The sequence below is a fragment of the Pantoea sp. Tr-811 genome (assembly GCF_011752535.1).
GTDB lineage: Bacteria > Pseudomonadota > Gammaproteobacteria > Pseudomonadales > Pseudomonadaceae > Aquipseudomonas.
Genome location: NZ_VWXJ01000016.1, coordinates 56578 through 71136 on the forward strand (window position 1 = coordinate 56578; position 14559 = coordinate 71136).

Annotated in this window: 15 protein-coding genes; 11 read left to right on the plus strand and 4 right to left on the minus strand. The window is 66.5% G+C overall.

Annotated elements, in window-relative coordinates; translation table 11 throughout:
• Positions 1-15: 15 nt before the first annotated feature.
• The 4 genes from F3J44_RS21860 to F3J44_RS21875 all read left to right on the plus strand — a co-directional run bounded on the left by F3J44_RS21860 (position 16) and on the right by F3J44_RS21875 (position 4140).
• Positions 16-756, plus strand: a complete 741-nt coding sequence (locus F3J44_RS21860; RefSeq protein ID WP_167070668.1) for a response regulator — start codon at positions 16-18, stop codon at positions 754-756.
• On the plus strand, positions 753-2090 hold the full coding sequence (locus F3J44_RS21865) for a HAMP domain-containing sensor histidine kinase (protein WP_167275991.1): 1338 nt from the start codon (positions 753-755) through the stop codon (positions 2088-2090). The genes F3J44_RS21860 and F3J44_RS21865 overlap by 4 nt, the downstream gene beginning before the upstream one ends.
• Before the next feature lie 283 nt (positions 2091-2373).
• Positions 2374-3480, plus strand: a complete 1107-nt coding sequence (locus F3J44_RS21870) for an ATP-binding protein (protein ID WP_167275994.1) — start codon at positions 2374-2376, stop codon at positions 3478-3480.
• Positions 3481-3492: 12 nt separating this feature from the next.
• Positions 3493-4140 carry a response regulator transcription factor gene (locus tag F3J44_RS21875; RefSeq protein ID WP_167275996.1) on the plus strand — a complete coding sequence of 216 codons (648 nt, stop codon included), beginning with the start codon at positions 3493-3495 and terminating at the stop codon, positions 4138-4140.
• 70 nt (positions 4141-4210) lie between these two features.
• On the opposite strand, the gene F3J44_RS21880 is transcribed toward F3J44_RS21875, so the two are convergent.
• From F3J44_RS21880 to F3J44_RS21890, 3 genes are all read right to left on the minus strand, one after another.
• Positions 4211-4474 (minus strand): DUF2790 domain-containing protein, encoded by a 264-nt coding sequence (locus F3J44_RS21880; RefSeq protein WP_167070664.1) that lies wholly within the window; start codon positions 4472-4474, stop codon positions 4211-4213.
• A gap of 314 nt (positions 4475-4788) precedes the next feature.
• Positions 4789-6279: an aldehyde dehydrogenase gene (locus F3J44_RS21885; RefSeq protein ID WP_167275999.1), complete on the minus strand. Its 1491-nt coding sequence runs from the start codon at positions 6277-6279 to the stop codon at positions 4789-4791.
• Between the two features lie 110 nt (positions 6280-6389).
• Complete coding sequence (locus F3J44_RS21890) at positions 6390-7121, minus strand: SDR family oxidoreductase (RefSeq protein ID WP_167276002.1); 732 nt, start codon at positions 7119-7121, stop codon at positions 6390-6392.
• 122 nt (positions 7122-7243) lie between these two features.
• On the opposite strand from F3J44_RS21890, the gene F3J44_RS21895 reads away from it, so the two are divergent.
• From F3J44_RS21895 to F3J44_RS21925, 7 genes are all read left to right on the plus strand, one after another.
• On the plus strand, positions 7244-8041 hold the full coding sequence (locus F3J44_RS21895) for a LysR family transcriptional regulator (protein ID WP_167276005.1): 798 nt from the start codon (positions 7244-7246) through the stop codon (positions 8039-8041).
• A 61-nt stretch (positions 8042-8102) separates the two neighbouring features.
• Positions 8103-8525 (plus strand): nuclear transport factor 2 family protein, encoded by a 423-nt coding sequence (locus F3J44_RS21900; protein WP_167276007.1) that lies wholly within the window; start codon positions 8103-8105, stop codon positions 8523-8525.
• A complete protein-coding gene (locus F3J44_RS21905) occupies positions 8522-9274 on the plus strand; it encodes an SDR family oxidoreductase (RefSeq protein ID WP_167070659.1) in 753 nt (250 codons plus the stop codon). The genes F3J44_RS21900 and F3J44_RS21905 overlap by 4 nt, the downstream gene beginning before the upstream one ends.
• Positions 9275-9277: 3 nt before the next feature.
• A complete protein-coding gene (locus F3J44_RS21910; protein ID WP_167276010.1) occupies positions 9278-10525 on the plus strand; it encodes an NAD(P)/FAD-dependent oxidoreductase in 1248 nt (415 codons plus the stop codon).
• On the plus strand, positions 10522-11334 hold the full coding sequence (locus F3J44_RS21915) for a DUF1365 domain-containing protein (RefSeq protein ID WP_167070657.1): 813 nt from the start codon (positions 10522-10524) through the stop codon (positions 11332-11334). Before F3J44_RS21910 ends, F3J44_RS21915 begins: the two co-directional genes overlap by 4 nt.
• Positions 11309-12568: a cyclopropane-fatty-acyl-phospholipid synthase family protein gene (locus F3J44_RS21920; protein ID WP_167276012.1), complete on the plus strand. Its 1260-nt coding sequence runs from the start codon at positions 11309-11311 to the stop codon at positions 12566-12568. Before F3J44_RS21915 ends, F3J44_RS21920 begins: the two co-directional genes overlap by 26 nt.
• Before the next feature lie 2 nt (positions 12569-12570).
• Entirely contained in the window at positions 12571-13056 is a 486-nt protein-coding gene (locus tag F3J44_RS21925; protein WP_167276016.1) for a DUF2878 domain-containing protein, read from the plus strand.
• A 4-nt stretch (positions 13057-13060) separates the two neighbouring features.
• On the opposite strand, the gene F3J44_RS21930 is transcribed toward F3J44_RS21925, so the two are convergent.
• The gene (locus F3J44_RS21930; RefSeq protein WP_167070654.1) at positions 13061-14473 is read right to left on the minus strand and encodes an MFS transporter; all 1413 of its coding nucleotides are present in this window, start codon (positions 14471-14473) and stop codon (positions 13061-13063) included.
• Positions 14474-14559 lie beyond the last annotated feature (86 nt).

Sequence of the window (14559 nt, forward strand, 5' to 3'; positions counted from 1 at the left end):
ACCAAGGTAGAGCAGATGGACCACATGGATCACATCCTGATCGTCGACGACGACCGTGAAATCAGGGAGCTGGTAGGCAACTACCTGCGCAAGAACGGCCTGCGCGCCTCACTGATGGCCGACGGCCGCCAAATGCGCAGTTTCCTGGAAACCAACCGCGTCGACCTGATCGTCCTCGACATCATGATGCCAGGCGACGACGGCTTGGTACTGTGCCGGGAACTGCGCGCCGGCAAGCACAAAGCCACCCCAGTGCTGATGCTGACCGCCCGCAATGATGAAACCGACCGCATCATCGGCCTGGAAATGGGCGCAGACGACTACTTGGTCAAACCCTTCGCCGCCCGCGAACTGCTCGCCCGGATCAACGCCGTGCTGCGCCGCACACGCATGCTGCCACCCAACCTCGTGGTCAGCGAAGCCGGCAGGCTACTGGCCTTTGGCGACTGGCGGCTGGACACCACCGCGCGCCACCTGCTCGACCGCGAAGACACCATCGTCGCCCTCAGCGGCGCCGAATACCGCCTGCTGCGCGTGTTCGTCGACCACCCCCAGCGCGTGCTCAGCCGCGACCAGTTGCTCAACCTGACCCAAGGCCGCGATGCCGACCTGTTCGACCGCTCCATCGACCTGCTCGTCAGCCGCCTGCGCCAACGCCTGGGCGACGACGCCCGCGACCCGGCCTACGTGAAGACCGTACGCAGCGAAGGCTATGTGTTCTCCTTCGCCGTGCAGATCCTCGGGGAGCCAGCATGAAGGCCCCGCGCTGGCCCCGCACCCTGGCCTCGCAGCTGTCGCTGATTTTCCTGCTCAGCCTGGTCATCGCCCACGGCCTGTCATTCGGCTTGCAGTTCTATGAGCGCTACGAAAGCGCCAAGACCCTGATGCTAGGTAACCTGGAGCAAGACCTGACCACCACCCTGGCGGTACTCGAACGCCTGCCAGCCAGCGAACGCAACGCCTGGCTGCCGCGTTTCGTGCACCCCAACTACCGCTACCAGCTCGACGAGGGCCAGCCCGGAACGCCCCTGGACCTGGCCTCGCCGCCCGCGTTCGTGCGCTCCATGCAAGCCACCCTGGGCCGCACCTACACCCTGCACTACACCCAATTGGCCGATACCCGCCCGCATTACCAGGCCCACCTGCGCCTGCACGATGGCAGCCCGCTGACCATCGATGTGCGCCCCTCCGTCTCGCCGCTGTCGCCCTGGCTGCCCCTGGTACTGGTCGGCCAGTTGCTGCTGTTGCTGGCCTGTACCTGGCTGGCGGTACGCACGGCGATCCGCCCGTTGACCCGGCTGTCCCAGGCAGTCGACACCCTGGACCCCAACGGCGGCGGCGCGCGCCTGGACGAGTCAGGCCCGGTTGAAGTGGCCTACGCCGCAGTCGCCTTCAATACCCTGCAAACACGCATCGCTGCCCATGTGAAAGAACGCATGCAACTGCTGGCCGCCATCTCCCACGACCTGCAAACGCCCATCACGCGGATGAAATTGCGCGCCGAGTTGATGGAAGACTCCGTGGAAAAAGACAAGCTGTGGAACGACCTGAGCCAGATGCAACACCTGGTGCAGGAAGGCGTGGCCTACGCCCGCAGCATGGACAGCGCCACCGAAGCCAGCCGGCGCATCGACGTGCGGGCGTTTCTGCAAAGCCTGGTGTTTGACTACGAAGATACCGGCAAGCATGTCAGCCTCGACATGCCACGCGACGCCGTGCTCGACTCCCGCCCTCACGCCTTGCGCCGGTTAATGGTGAACCTGGTGGACAATGCCCTCAAATACGCCAGTGACGTCGAGATCGCCGTGGGCCGGCCCACGGCCGGCAGCCTGAGCATTTGCATTCTGGATCGCGGCCCCGGCATTCCCGAAGCGCTGCTGGGCGAAGTGCTCAAGCCGTTCTATCGCCTGGAAAGCTCGCGTAACCGCGACACTGGCGGCACCGGGCTAGGCCTGGCGATTTCCCAGCAATTGGCGCTGTCGCTGCAGGGTTCGCTGCAGCTGTACAACCGCGAAGGCGGCGGGCTGTGTGCCCAGCTGAGCCTGCCACTGCCGGTGGCCGAACAGGTGAAGGCCCAGTTGATCGGCTAACGCACCTGAAGGCGCACTGCCACAGGCCCCGGTAGGAGCGAGCGCAGCTCGCGATGCGGGCTCACAGCGGGCTGAGTGCGTGAGGTAGATTGCACCTGCCAGATCGCATTCGCGAGCTTTGCTCGCTCCTACAAGGGTTTGAACTGCGCACGCGCTAGCCCACGATGCGGCGTATTTCACAACCTGGCCTGCCCCGCCTCCCACCCCCCGCGGTTTTCAGGCAGACTCCGGGCAAAAACCACGCTGGCGGCCCAGCACACCTGGCCACACACAGAGAACCCCCATGCCCAACCCGCCTGACCTCAGCCACCTGGTCAATGCCGTGCCCGGTTTCATCTGGAGCGCCGGCGCCAATGGCGAGGTCAACTTCATCAACCAGCGCTGGTGCGACTACACCGGCATGACTCAGCAACAGGCCAGCGGCCACGGCTGGACGGCCTCGCTGCACCCGGAAGATGCCGAGGGCCTGCTGCACTACTGGGTGGCCTTGATGCAGGAAGGCACCGCCGGCGAATACGAAGCCCGCCTGCGCCGCCAGGATGGCGTGTACCGCTGGTTCCTGATCCGCGCCGTGCCGCAGCACGATGAGCACGGCACGGTGGTGGGCTGGTATGGGGAAAACACCGACATCGAAGGGCGCAAGCAGGCCGAAGAAGCGCTGGACAAAGTCCGCTCGGAAATGGCCCACCTGGCACGGGTGGCAAGCCTGGGCGCGCTCACCGCGTCCATCGCCCACGAAGTCAATCAGCCGCTGGCCGGTATCGTCACCAATGCCGGCACCTGCCTGCGCATGCTCGCAGCCGACCCGCCCAACGTCGAGGGCGCCATGGAAACCGCCCGGCGCACCCTGCGCGACGGCAACCGCGCCGCCGATGTCATCAAGCGCCTGCACGCCCTGTTCGCCCGGCACAGCGTAATGGCCGAGGCGGTGGATGTGAACGAGGCCGCGCACGAGGTGGTTACCCTGCTGCTGGGTGAACTGCGGCGCAACGGCGTGGTGCTGCAAGTGCAATTTGCCAAGGACCTGCCTGCAATCAAAGGCGACCGCGTGCAACTTCAGCAGGTGATCCTCAACCTCATCCTCAATGCCGTGGAGGCCATGCGCGAGGTGCCCGGCGCGCTGCGGCAACTGCGCATCAGCACCACGCTGGAGCCACGCCAGTGCGTTCAGCTTGCCGTGCGCGACAGTGGCGCGGGGTTCGATGCCACGGCGGTTGGCCGCCTGTTCGATGCCTTCTACACCACCAAGCCCAACGGGATGGGCATGGGCCTTTCCATCAGCCGCTCGATCATCGAGCATCACCAAGGCGAGCTCTGGGCCACGCTCAACGATGGCCCCGGGGCGACTTTCCATTTCTGCATTCCGCTGCCCGACCTGCTCTGGGAGTGAGGAGCCCACCCCATGAACGCCCACACCTCCTCCCCCTCTGCCGGCGCCGTGGTGTACGTGGTGGACGACGACATTTCCGTGCGCGAGTCGCTGGAATTGCTGATTCGCTTCGCCCACTGGCAACCGCGGCTGTTCGACTGCGCCCAGGCATTCCTGGCCCAGCCGCGCGAACCGCTACCCAGCTGCCTGGTGCTGGACATCAACCTGCCCGACCTCAACGGCCTTGACCTGCAAGCCGCCCTCGCCGCCAGCCGGCCGCACATGCCGATCATCGTCATCACCGGCTACGGCGACATTCCCAGCACGGTACGGGCGATGAAGGCCGGGGCTGTGGAGTTTCTGACCAAGCCGTTCGACGACGGCGTGCTGCTCGACGCCATCAGCGCTGCGCTGGAGAAAAGCCGCTGCGCCCTGGAACGCGAAGGCCAGCTCAGTGACCTGCGCGCACGCTACGTCTCGCTCACCCCACGCGAGCGGGAAATCATGCAGCGGGTGGTCGACGGCTGCATGAACAAAGTGATCGCGCTGGACCTGGACATCAGTGAAATCACCGTCAAGGCCCACCGTGGCAAGGTCACGCGCAAGATGAAGGCGCGCTCGGTGGCCGAACTGGTGCGCATGGCAACGCAATTGGCGCAGGCCCCCACGGTCGAACCGTGAGCCCTGCGCCCGGGGTGTTCATGCATTACCAGTTCATGGCGGCGCTCCTGTGTGGTGGCGGGCAACTGGCTCAGTTCTGGCCGATGCAGTGGTCGCCCAGGGTGCGGTAGTTGAGCACCTGGGTCTGGTCGTGGGAGTCAAGGTAGGTCAGGCGGGCATTGACCACACCGCAGCTGGGCGTTGCGTCCTGGCTGGTGGCCAGCACTTTCTTGATGTCCAGCTGGGTGCCGTAGGTGTAGTCGCGCACGTTGTCGGCGGCTTCGGCACGGGCGGCCAGGGTGCAGACGTTGAGGGCGGCGAACAGGCAGGCGGCGTAGATGGCTTTGGTGTTCATGGTGGATGCTCCGGGCTTCTAATGGGTTCTGGTTCAGTGACTGCGAGGCGCTGTGCCTCGATGGAGCCCATTTAACGCCCGGAACGTACCTGGTCCGTGTCAACAACCCCACCGGTTTGAACCCCCAGGTATCTGCCCCCCCTCTCGATACACACCGATACAAACCACCCCAGGTTCACCCCCACCACCCCGGTAGGAGCGAGCGCAGCTCGCGATGCGATTCCCCAGGCGAATACAACCCTTGAGGCATGCGGCGTTTGCCAGATCGCATCGCGAGCTGTGCTCGCTCCTACCGGGGGAGGGGGGCCGCGCTGTCAGCGCAATTGAATCCAGGTCGTTTTCAACTGCGTGTACTTGTCGAACGAATGCAACGAAAGGTCCCGCCCAAAGCCCGACTGCCCGCCCCCGCCAAACGGCACGGTCACATCCAGCGCATCGACCGTGTTCACCGACACGGTCCCCGCCTTCAGGCGCTTGGCCACGCGATGGGCACGGTTGAGGTCGTCGCTCCACACCGAAGCCGCCAGGCCATACACGCTGTCATTGGCCAGGGCGATGGCCTGCTCCTCGCTGTCAAAAGCGCTCACGGCCAGCACCGGCCCGAACACCTCTTCCCGGGCCAAGTCCATCTGCGGGCCAACCCCGGCGAAAATGGTCGGCTCGATAAAGTTGTCCGAGCCACCCAGGTTCAGCCGTTGCCCGCCACACACCAGCTTCGCCCCCTGCTCCTGGGCCTGGCCGATGGCCCGCAGGATGCGCCCGGCCTGTTCGCCGTCGACGATCGCCCCGGCCCGGCTGGCTGGGTCCAGGGGGTTGCCCGGCTGCCAGTGGCGGGCCTTGGCCTGCAGGCGCTCGATAAATTCATCGTGGATCGAACGCTGCACATACAGCCGCGAGTTGGCCGAGCACACCTCGCCCTGGTTGAAGAAAATGCCGAAGGCCGCCTTCTCCGCCGCCAGGTCCAGGTCCTGGCAGTCCTCGAACACCAGGTTCGGGCTTTTACCCCCGCACTCCAGCCACACCTGCTTGAGGTTGGACTGCGCCGAGTACTGCATGAAGTACTTGCCCACCTGGGTGGAGCCGGTAAACACCAGGCAGTCGACATCCCCATGCAGCCCCAGCGCGCGGCCAGCCTGTTCGCCAAGGCCCGGCACCACGTTGAGCACGCCCTCCGGCAGGCCCGCCTCCAGCGCCAGTTGCGCCAGGCGCAAGGCCGAAAACGGCGACTGCTCTGCCGGCTTGAGCACCACACTGTTACCCGCCGCCAGCGCCGGGGCGAGCTTCCAGGCCGCCATGTCCAAGGGGAAGTTCCACGGCACCACCGCCGCCACCACGCCCAGCGCTTCGCGGGTTATGGTGGCCACCGCGTTGGACGCCGTCGGCGCAACCTGGTCGTAGCGTTTGTCGAGGGCTTCGCCATACCAGGCGAACACCTGGGCCGAACCAGGTACATCGATGCTGTAGGCGTCCATCACCGGCTTGCCCATGTTCAGCGAATCGAGCAAGGCCAGTTCTTCACGGTGGGCCATGATCAGCTCGGCCATGCGCAGCAGCACACGCTTGCGCTCGGCAGGCGCCATGCGCGCCCAGGGGCCATGCTCGAAAGCCTGGCGCGCACTGCGCACCGCGTGGTCGACATCGGCGTCGGCACAGGCCGCCACCTGGGCCAGCAAACGGTTGGTGGCCGGGTTGATCGAGTCGAACGTTGCACCGCTGGCCGCGGCAACGAATTGGCCGCCGATCAGTGCGTTGTTCAGAAAGGTCTGCCTGGCAGCTTGTTGCTGCCAGTAAGCGAGGTCGTACACGTTGTGCTCCAGGCGACCGTCTGCTCGGTCGTTCGTGGGTGGATGCCGCTGCCGAGTATCAGCGTTAACAGCCACCCACGAGAATCACCCTTCAGGGTGAGCCCTGGCGCTCAGGGCTGCTGGCGCGTGGCGCACACCACGATTTCACGCACGCACACCGACTGCGGCTGGCCGTAGGCGAACTCGATGACTTCGGCAATGCTCTGGGCACTGAGCACCCCGCCCATCTCGGCCTTCCAGGCGTCGTAGCCGGCCTTGATGCCGTCGTCGGTGGTGTGGCTGAGCAGTTCGGTGTCCACCGCGCCCGGCTCGACGGTGATCACCCGCACATTGCTGGGCGACAGCTCCTCGCGCAGGTTCTCGGAAAGCCCGGTAACCGCGAACTTGGTGCCCACATAGGCAACGTGGTTGGGGAAGGCTTTGCGCCCCGCCACGGAGCTGACATTGATGATGGTGCCGTGCTTGCGCGCAACCATGCCGCCAGCCACGGCGTGGATGCCGTTGAGCAGCCCGCGCACATTGACGTCGAGCATGCGGTCCCACTCGGCCGGGTCTTGCGTGGCGATGCTGCCCAACAGCATCACTCCGGCGTTGTTGATGATTGCATCCACCGGGCCGAAGCGCGCCTCGGCCTCGGCGACGGCGGCCAGCACGGCGGCGCGGTCGGTGATGTCGACGGCCAGCGCCAGGCAGTTGGGCAACTGCAGCTGCTGCATCGGCGCCAGGCGGCGAGACAGCAGCAACAGGGCGTGGCCACGGGCGGACAGGCGCTGGGCAGTTGCCAGGCCAATGCCGGAGCTGGCGCCGGTGATCACCACCAGGGGTTTGTGCGTAGTCGTCATCAGAAGTGTCCTGTTATCCAGATTGCCTATAGGTAAGCAGCAGAGCGAGTATAAAAGGCCCTTAGATCAACGAAAAATGGGATATTCTTCTGGCAGCCATCGGCAACACTTATGGGTAACCCATGGATTATCGCCAGCTTCGCGCCTTCATCGCCGTGTTCGAAGAACGCAACATCACCGCTGCTGCACGCGCCATACACCTTAGCCAACCGGCACTTTCCGGCAGCATCAAGGCCTTGGAAGAAAGCCTGGGCACCACCCTGTTCGTGCGCCAGGCGCGGGGCGTGGAGGTCACCGAAGACGCCCGTGCGTTGTACCCCGAGGCCCAGCGCATGGTGGCCGATGCCGGCCGGTTGCTCACCCGCTTCCGGCAGGACCGTGAGCGTGAACCCCTGCACATGGGCGTCGAGCACGACGTGGCCGCCCAGGTGCTGCGCACTGTGCTGCAGGCGGCGGCAGGCCTCAGCCCAGCGGTGCGCCTGCAACTGCGGGTGGGTTGCCAGGGCGCGGTGCGCTTGGCCAGCGAGGAACTGCGCTGCGAGGATGAGCTGTTCCTGGCGCTGCACAGCGAACCGTTCGTGCTGGCACTGCCGCCAGGCGGTGAGCGGCATCACTGGGTCACCTGCCCCGCTCAGCCCAGCCACCAGCGCCTGCTACCCTACTACGACCGTGCGGCAGTGGCAGAAGCCGAAACCTTTGCCTTGGCGCTGGAGATGGTCGCCGCCGGCATTGGCGCTGCCATCGTGCCGCACTCGCTTGCCGCCGAACATCCGGGGGTGCGCAGCGAGCCATTGCACCAACTGGACCTGCGCCGGCGCATCGGCCTGTGCTATTCGGCCCAGGCACTGGCACTGGAAGGCGTGGTTCGCCTGCGCGATGCCTTGGAGGGCAAAATTGTACAAATAAATTCCGCTGTATAGATTTATCCAGGCACCTGCACTATACCTTGTACATCCAATGAATTTTGTACAGGTATTGTGCATGACCGCCTACCTGCAACATTTCACCGAACGCTTTACCACGCTGGGTGCACACAACCTCGACCTGCTCGCTGACTTGTACAGCGAGGATGTAACGTTTCGCGACCCGCTCCACCACATCAGCGGGCTGGCCGCCTTGCGCGCCTACTTCGCCCAGCTGTACGCCAACGTTGCCGAAGTGCGCTACACCTTCGAAGGCCTGGACGAACCACAGCCCGGCCTGGGCTACATTCGCTGGTCCCTGCACTACCGCCATCCACGCCTGGCCGCTGGCAAGCTGATCAGCCTGCAGGGCTGCAGCCACCTGCGCTGGCGCGAACGGGTTCACTTTCACCAGGATTACTTCGACGCAGGCGCGCTGCTGTACGAGCACATCCCACTCATGGGCGGCGCCATTCGCTGGCTCAAAGGCAGGCTGGCATGAGCCGCTGCTGGCTCACCGGTGCCAGCAGCGGCATTGGCGCAGCGCTGGCCCGGCGGCTGCTCGAACAGGGCCACCAGCTGGCACTGGGGGCGCGCCGCGCCGAAAGCCTGGCCCCCTTGGCAGCACGCTTCCCCGGCCAGGTGTTGCTGGCGGTTGGCGACCTCGACCAGCCCGAGCAGGTAGCCCGCATCGCCGCCGAAATCGAACAGGCCTGGGGCGGGCTGGACCAGGTGATCCTCAATGCCGGCACCTGCGAATACCTGGAGCCGGGGCAGTTCGACCCCGCCCTGGTCGAGCGGGTGATACGCACCAACGTGCTGGGCACCAGCCAGTGCCTGGCCGCCGCCCTGCCCTTGCTGCGCCGCGGCCAGCAACCGCACCTGGTGGTGATGGGCAGCTCGGTGAGCTGGCTGGCACTGCCCCGGGCCGGTGCCTACGGCGCGTCCAAGGCGGCGCTGCGCTACCTGGTGGAATCCCTGCGCATCGACCTTGCCCACGAGGGCATCGATGTCACCCTGGTCAACCCTGGTTTTGTCGACACACCGTTGACCCGCCGCAACGATTTTCCCATGCCCCAGCTATGGACCGCCGAGCGCGCCGCCGGCCTGATCGCCAAGCGCCTACCCCGTCGCCCGCTGGAACTTACCTTTCCCGCCACCTTCACCCTGGTGCTGCGCCTGCTCGGCGCATTGCCAGCCGGCTGGCGCCTGAAGCTGGGCCAGCGCCTGGCGCGCCAACCACAGGGCTGACCTATGCATATCGCCATCATCGGCACCGGCATCGCCGGGCTCACCTGCGCCCACCTGCTGTCTCGCCGGCACGACATCACGGTGTTCGAAGCGGCAGACCGCGTCGGCGGGCACACCCACACCTTCGATGTGCACTGGCGCGGCCAGCATTACGCAGTAGACACCGGCTTCATCGTGTTCAACGACTGGACCTACCCGCACTTCATTCGCCTGCTCGAACACCTGGGCGTTGCCTCACGCATCACCGAAATGAGCTTTTCGGTGCACGACCCGCGTACCGGCCTGGAGTACAACGGGCACGACCTCAACAGCCTGTTCGCCCAGCGCCGCAACCTGCTCTCACCCGGCTTCTGGGGCATGTTGCGCGATGTGCTGCGCTTCAACCGCCAGGCACTGGCCGACCTGGACCAACAGCGCATCGACGGCAACACCACGCTGGGCGACTACCTGCGCGAGCACCGCTACGGGCAGCGCTTCATTGACCACTACATCGTGCCCATGGGCTCGGCGATCTGGTCGATGTCGCGGGCCGATATGCTGCATTTCCCGCTGCAGTTCTTCGTGCGCTTCTGCCGCAACCACGGCTTGCTGTCGGTCAACCACCGCCCGCAATGGCGGGTGATCGAGGGCGGCTCGCGCAGTTACCTGGCGCCGCTGTGCCGGCCCTTTGCCGAGCGTATCCGCCTGGGCTGCCCGGTGCAGCGGGTGAGCCGCGACGCAAGCGGCGTAACCGTCACCTGGCCAGGCGCCAGCGAGCGTTTCGACAAGGTGGTGTTCGCCTGCCACAGCGACCAGGCCCTGGCCTTGCTGGAGGCCCCCAGCGAGCAGGAACAGGCGATTCTCGGCGCTATCCGCTATGCCAGCAACGACGTGGTGCTGCACACCGACACCCGCCTGCTGCCGCGCCGGCGCAGGGCCTGGGCCAGCTGGAACTACCGCCTGGGCGGCAGCCCCCAGGCCCCCGCCGCGCTCACCTACGACATGAATATTCTCCAGGGCATCCAGGCGCCGGTCACCTTCTGCGTCAGCCTCAACCAGACTGCGCAGGTGGACCCAGCACAGATCATCGCCCGGTTCGACTATGCCCACCCGCAGTACAGCCTGGCAGCGCTCGCCGCCCAGGCCCGCCAGGGCGAGTTGCAGGGCCCGCTGCACAGTTACTATTGCGGTGCCTACTGGGCCAATGGTTTCCACGAGGACGGCGTGCTCAGCGCCTTGCACGTGGCCGAGCAGTTCGGAGAACGCCTGTGAACAGTAGCCTGTGCCAAGGCTGGGTCAGCCACCGGCGCCTGACGCCCAGGCCCCACGCCTTCCGCTACCGCATCGGCATGTTCTACCTGGACCTGGACGAGCTGCCCGGCCTGTTGAAGTTGTCCCGCTGGCTGGGCCGCTCGCGCCTGGCCCCCCTGTGCTGGCGCGAAAGCGACTACCTGCCCGCGCTGACCCGCCACGGCATGCCCCTGGTGGACGCCGCCCGCCTGCTGGTCGGCCAGGCCACCGGGCAGGTGCCCGAAGGCGCCGTGCACCTGTTGACGCAACCGCGCTGCTGGGGGCTATCGTTCAACCCGGTCAGCCTCTACTTCTGCCACGACCGCCACGGCCAGCCCAGCGCGGTGCTGCTGGAAGTGCGCAATACGCCCTGGCGCGAGCGCTTCCACTATGTGCTGCCGGTGCACGGCGAACTGAACCAGCCCTTTGCCGTGGCCAAGGCCTTCCACGTGTCCCCGTTCATGCCGCTGGACATGGACTACCACCTGCGTTTCGCCGTGGGCGCGCAGCACGTGCGCGTGCACATGGAAAACTGGCGCGCCGGGCACAAGGTGTTCGAAGCCGACCTGGCCCTGCAACGCCAACCGCTGCAACGCAGTAATCTGCACCGCCACCTGCTGGCCTTCCCGTGGATGAGCCTGCGCACCGTGGCAGGCATCTACTGGCAAGCCCTGCGCCTGCTGCTCAAACGCACCCCCGTCTACGACCATAGCGCCAGCCAGCATGACCTGGCACTCGGCCAACCCATCCGCGAGGAGCCCGACCATGTCCGAACCGACCTTGAGCGTTAGCAAATCGGCCGGGATCACCCCGCTGCTCGGCGGACTGGCCAGGCGCGCCGTGCTGGCGCAACTACGCCAGTTGCGCCACGGCCACCTGCGCCTGATCAGCCGCGACCAGCAATGGACCTTCGGCGACGTAGCCAGCCCGCTGTATGCCGAAGTGGAAATCCTCGATGACGCGGCCTGGGGCCTGGTGGCCGGCAATGGCTCGATTGGCTCCGGCGAAGGCTACATCCACGGTTACTGGCGCAGCCCCGACCTGGCAGCAGTCACCCGCCTGTTCGTCGCCAACCTCGACGTGCTGGACGCCATGGAGGGCGGCCTGGCGCGCCTGGCGCGGCCAGCGCTGCACCTGCTGCACCGGCTCAACCGCAACGACCGGCGCGGTGCCCGGCGCAATATCCTTGCCCACTACGACCTGGGCAACGCCCTGTTCGAGCGCCTGCTCGACCCGACCATGATGTACTCCGCCGCGCAGTTCGACAGCGCCGAGCAAACCCTGGAGCAGGCGCAACTGAACAAGCTGCAGCGCATCTGCCAGAAGCTTGAGCTCAAACCCCACGAGCATCTGCTGGAAATCGGCAGCGGCTGGGGCAGCCTGGCCATTCACGCCGCCTTGCACCATGGCTGCCGGGTCACCACCACCACGCTGTCGGCGGCGCAGCATGCCTATACCCTGCAGCGGGTAAAGGCCCTGGGCCTGGAGCGGCGGGTTACCGTGCTGCTCGAAGACTACCGCGACCTGCGCGGGCGCTTCGACAAGCTGGTGTCCATCGAGATGATCGAAGCGGTCGGCCACCGCTACCTGCCCACCTACTTTCGCCAGTGCGCCGCCCTGCTCAAGGACGACGGCCTGATGCTGCTGCAGGCCATCACCATCCGCGACCAGCGCTACGCCCAGGCGCGGCGTTCGGTGGACTTCATCCAGCGCTACATCTTCCCAGGCGGCGCCCTGCCGTCGCTCAGCGTGCTGCTCGACACCGCCAGCCGCCAGACCGAGCTGAACCTGGTGCACCTGGAAGATTTTGGCCAGGACTACGCGCGCACCCTGCGCCACTGGCGCGACAACCTGCGCCATGCCCGCAGCGAACTGACGGCACTGGGGTATGACGACACCTTCCAACGCCTCTGGGAGTTCTACCTGTGCTACTGCCAGGGCGGTTTCGAGGAGCGCACCATCGGCGTTGCGCAGATGCTCTGGGCCGGGCCCCAGGCGCGCCGGGCAGTGCTGCCGGGTAGCTGAGCATGGGCCACCGGGGCTGGCTGCTGGGCAACGCCGTGTGGCTGCAGGCCGGCTGGTGGCTGTGTGTACTGGGCGCCGAGCGGCCCTGGCTGCTGGCACTGGTGGTGGCGGGCCTGGCGCTGCACCTGCGCCTTGCCCCTGACGGTGAACTGCGGGTGCTGCTGGGGGTGGCCCTGGCAGGCTGCGTGCTGGACAGCACCCTGGGCCTGCTCGGTGTGTTCGCTTTCAGCCAATGGCCGCTGCCCGCCTGGCTGGCGCTGCTGTGGCTGGTACTGGCCAGCGGCATGCGCCACAGCCTGGCATGGCTGGGCCAGCCCCTGTGGCGCGCGGTGCTGGCGGGCCTGCTCGGCGGCCCCCCGGCTTACCTGGCCGGCGCCCGCTTGGCCGGAGTCGAACTGCCCCTGGGGGCGCTTGGCACGGCGCTGCTGCTGGCACCGATCTGGGCATTGGCCCTGCCGCTGGCCTTGCGCGTTGCCGCACGTGGCTGAGGGCTCAGGTGCGCAGCACCTGCTCGCCGGCATTACGCGGCAGGCGCACGGCGTCCACCAAGGCGGCGCAGGCAACCAACGCCACGCCGAACAGGGCCCAGTGGAAATCACTGACCGCAAGGCCGCCCTCGCCGCCTCGCACTTGCATCGCCACCCGCAGCAGCAGGGCCGCCACCGCCACCCCCAGCGCCATGGCCAGTTGGAAGAACATGCTGAACAGCGTCGACGCCTCGCCCATCTGCGCCTTGGGCACCTCGGCAAAGCCCACGGCGTTGTAGGTGGTGAATTGCATCGAGCGCGACAGCCCGCCCACGAACAGCACCAGCGCCATCCAGTACCAGGCCATGCCCTGCTGCAAGCCCAGGCAGGCCAGGATGCAACCCACGCCGATCAGGCCATTGACCAGCAGCACCCGGCGAAAGCCATGGCGGCGCAGCAGCCCGGTGGTAAACGGTTTCATCGCCAGGTTGCCGGCAAAAATCGCCAGCACCAGCAACCCGGCATCCACCGGCGACAGGCCGAAACCAACCTGCAGCAACAGCGGGATCAGAAACGGCAAGGCGCTGATCGACAGGCGGAACAAGGTGCCGCCGACGATGCTGGCGCGGAACGTGGCGATACCCAGGGTCGCCAGCGGCAGCAGGGGTTGCGGGTGGCGCCGGCAGTGGCGCACCGACAGCCAGGTAAGCAGTGCGCCTGCAGCAACCAGGGCAGCGCCCGCCCCCAGGCTGCCACCGCTCAGCGAGCCCAGCATCTCCAGGCCGAGCAGCCAGGCCGCGCAGGCCGAGGCCAGGAACACGAAGCCCATCAGGTCGAAGCGGCGGGTTTCGCTGGCACGGGCGTTGGGAATCAGCCACCAGGCCGCGGCGATGGCGAGCCCGCCGAGGGGAATGTTCAGGTAGAAGATCCACGGCCAGGACAGGTGGGTGACGATCAGCCCGCCCAGCGGTGGGCCGAGCACCGGCGCCACCAACCCAGGCCAGGTAATCACGGCAAGCATCTTCACCAGGTCCTGCTTCTCGGTGGTGCGCAACACCACCAGCCGCCCCACCGGCACCATCAATGCCCCGCCAATGCCTTGCAGCACGCGCGCGGCAACGAAGGTTTCCAGGGTGGGGGCCAACCCGCATAGCCAGGAGGCCAGGGTGAACAGGCCGATGGCGCCGGCGAACACCTGGCGCGCGCCGAAGCGGTCGGCAACCCAGCCGCTTAGCGGGATGAATACCGCCACCGCCAGCAGGTAGGCGCTGATGCCGATGTTCAGGCTCACCGGGTTCTCGGCAAAATCACGGGCCATCTGCGGCAACGCCGTGGCGATCACGGTGGCGTCGAGGTTTTCCATGAAGAACGTGACGGCGACCAGCAGGGCGATCCAGGTGGCTTGGCGAGGGGTGTTGGGGGCTGCGGGGGTGGCCAAGGATACACATCCTTCTGCAAATGGGGGCTCGTCGTGTGTGTGTGTGTAGGAGCGGGCTTGCCCCGCGAACACCGGCAAGGCCGGTG

What these genes read in the sequence shown, in the direction of transcription:
- F3J44_RS21860 (WP_167070668.1), top strand. Translation starts at nt 16, where the DNA reads ATGGACCACATGGATCACATCCTGATCGTCGACGACGACCGTGAAATC.
- F3J44_RS21865 (WP_167275991.1), top strand. Translation starts at nt 753, where the DNA reads ATGAAGGCCCCGCGCTGGCCCCGCACCCTGGCCTCGCAGCTGTCGCTG.
- F3J44_RS21870 (WP_167275994.1), top strand. Translation starts at nt 2,374, where the DNA reads ATGCCCAACCCGCCTGACCTCAGCCACCTGGTCAATGCCGTGCCCGGT.
- F3J44_RS21875 (WP_167275996.1), top strand. Translation starts at nt 3,493, where the DNA reads ATGAACGCCCACACCTCCTCCCCCTCTGCCGGCGCCGTGGTGTACGTG.
- F3J44_RS21880 (WP_167070664.1), bottom strand. Translation starts at nt 4,474, where the DNA reads ATGAACACCAAAGCCATCTACGCCGCCTGCCTGTTCGCCGCCCTCAAC.
- F3J44_RS21890 (WP_167276002.1), bottom strand. Translation starts at nt 7,121, where the DNA reads ATGACGACTACGCACAAACCCCTGGTGGTGATCACCGGCGCCAGCTCC.
- F3J44_RS21895 (WP_167276005.1), top strand. Translation starts at nt 7,244, where the DNA reads ATGGATTATCGCCAGCTTCGCGCCTTCATCGCCGTGTTCGAAGAACGC.
- F3J44_RS21900 (WP_167276007.1), top strand. Translation starts at nt 8,103, where the DNA reads ATGACCGCCTACCTGCAACATTTCACCGAACGCTTTACCACGCTGGGT.
- F3J44_RS21905 (WP_167070659.1), top strand. Translation starts at nt 8,522, where the DNA reads ATGAGCCGCTGCTGGCTCACCGGTGCCAGCAGCGGCATTGGCGCAGCG.
- F3J44_RS21910 (WP_167276010.1), top strand. Translation starts at nt 9,278, where the DNA reads ATGCATATCGCCATCATCGGCACCGGCATCGCCGGGCTCACCTGCGCC.
- F3J44_RS21920 (WP_167276012.1), top strand. Translation starts at nt 11,309, where the DNA reads ATGTCCGAACCGACCTTGAGCGTTAGCAAATCGGCCGGGATCACCCCG.
- F3J44_RS21925 (WP_167276016.1), top strand. Translation starts at nt 12,571, where the DNA reads ATGGGCCACCGGGGCTGGCTGCTGGGCAACGCCGTGTGGCTGCAGGCC.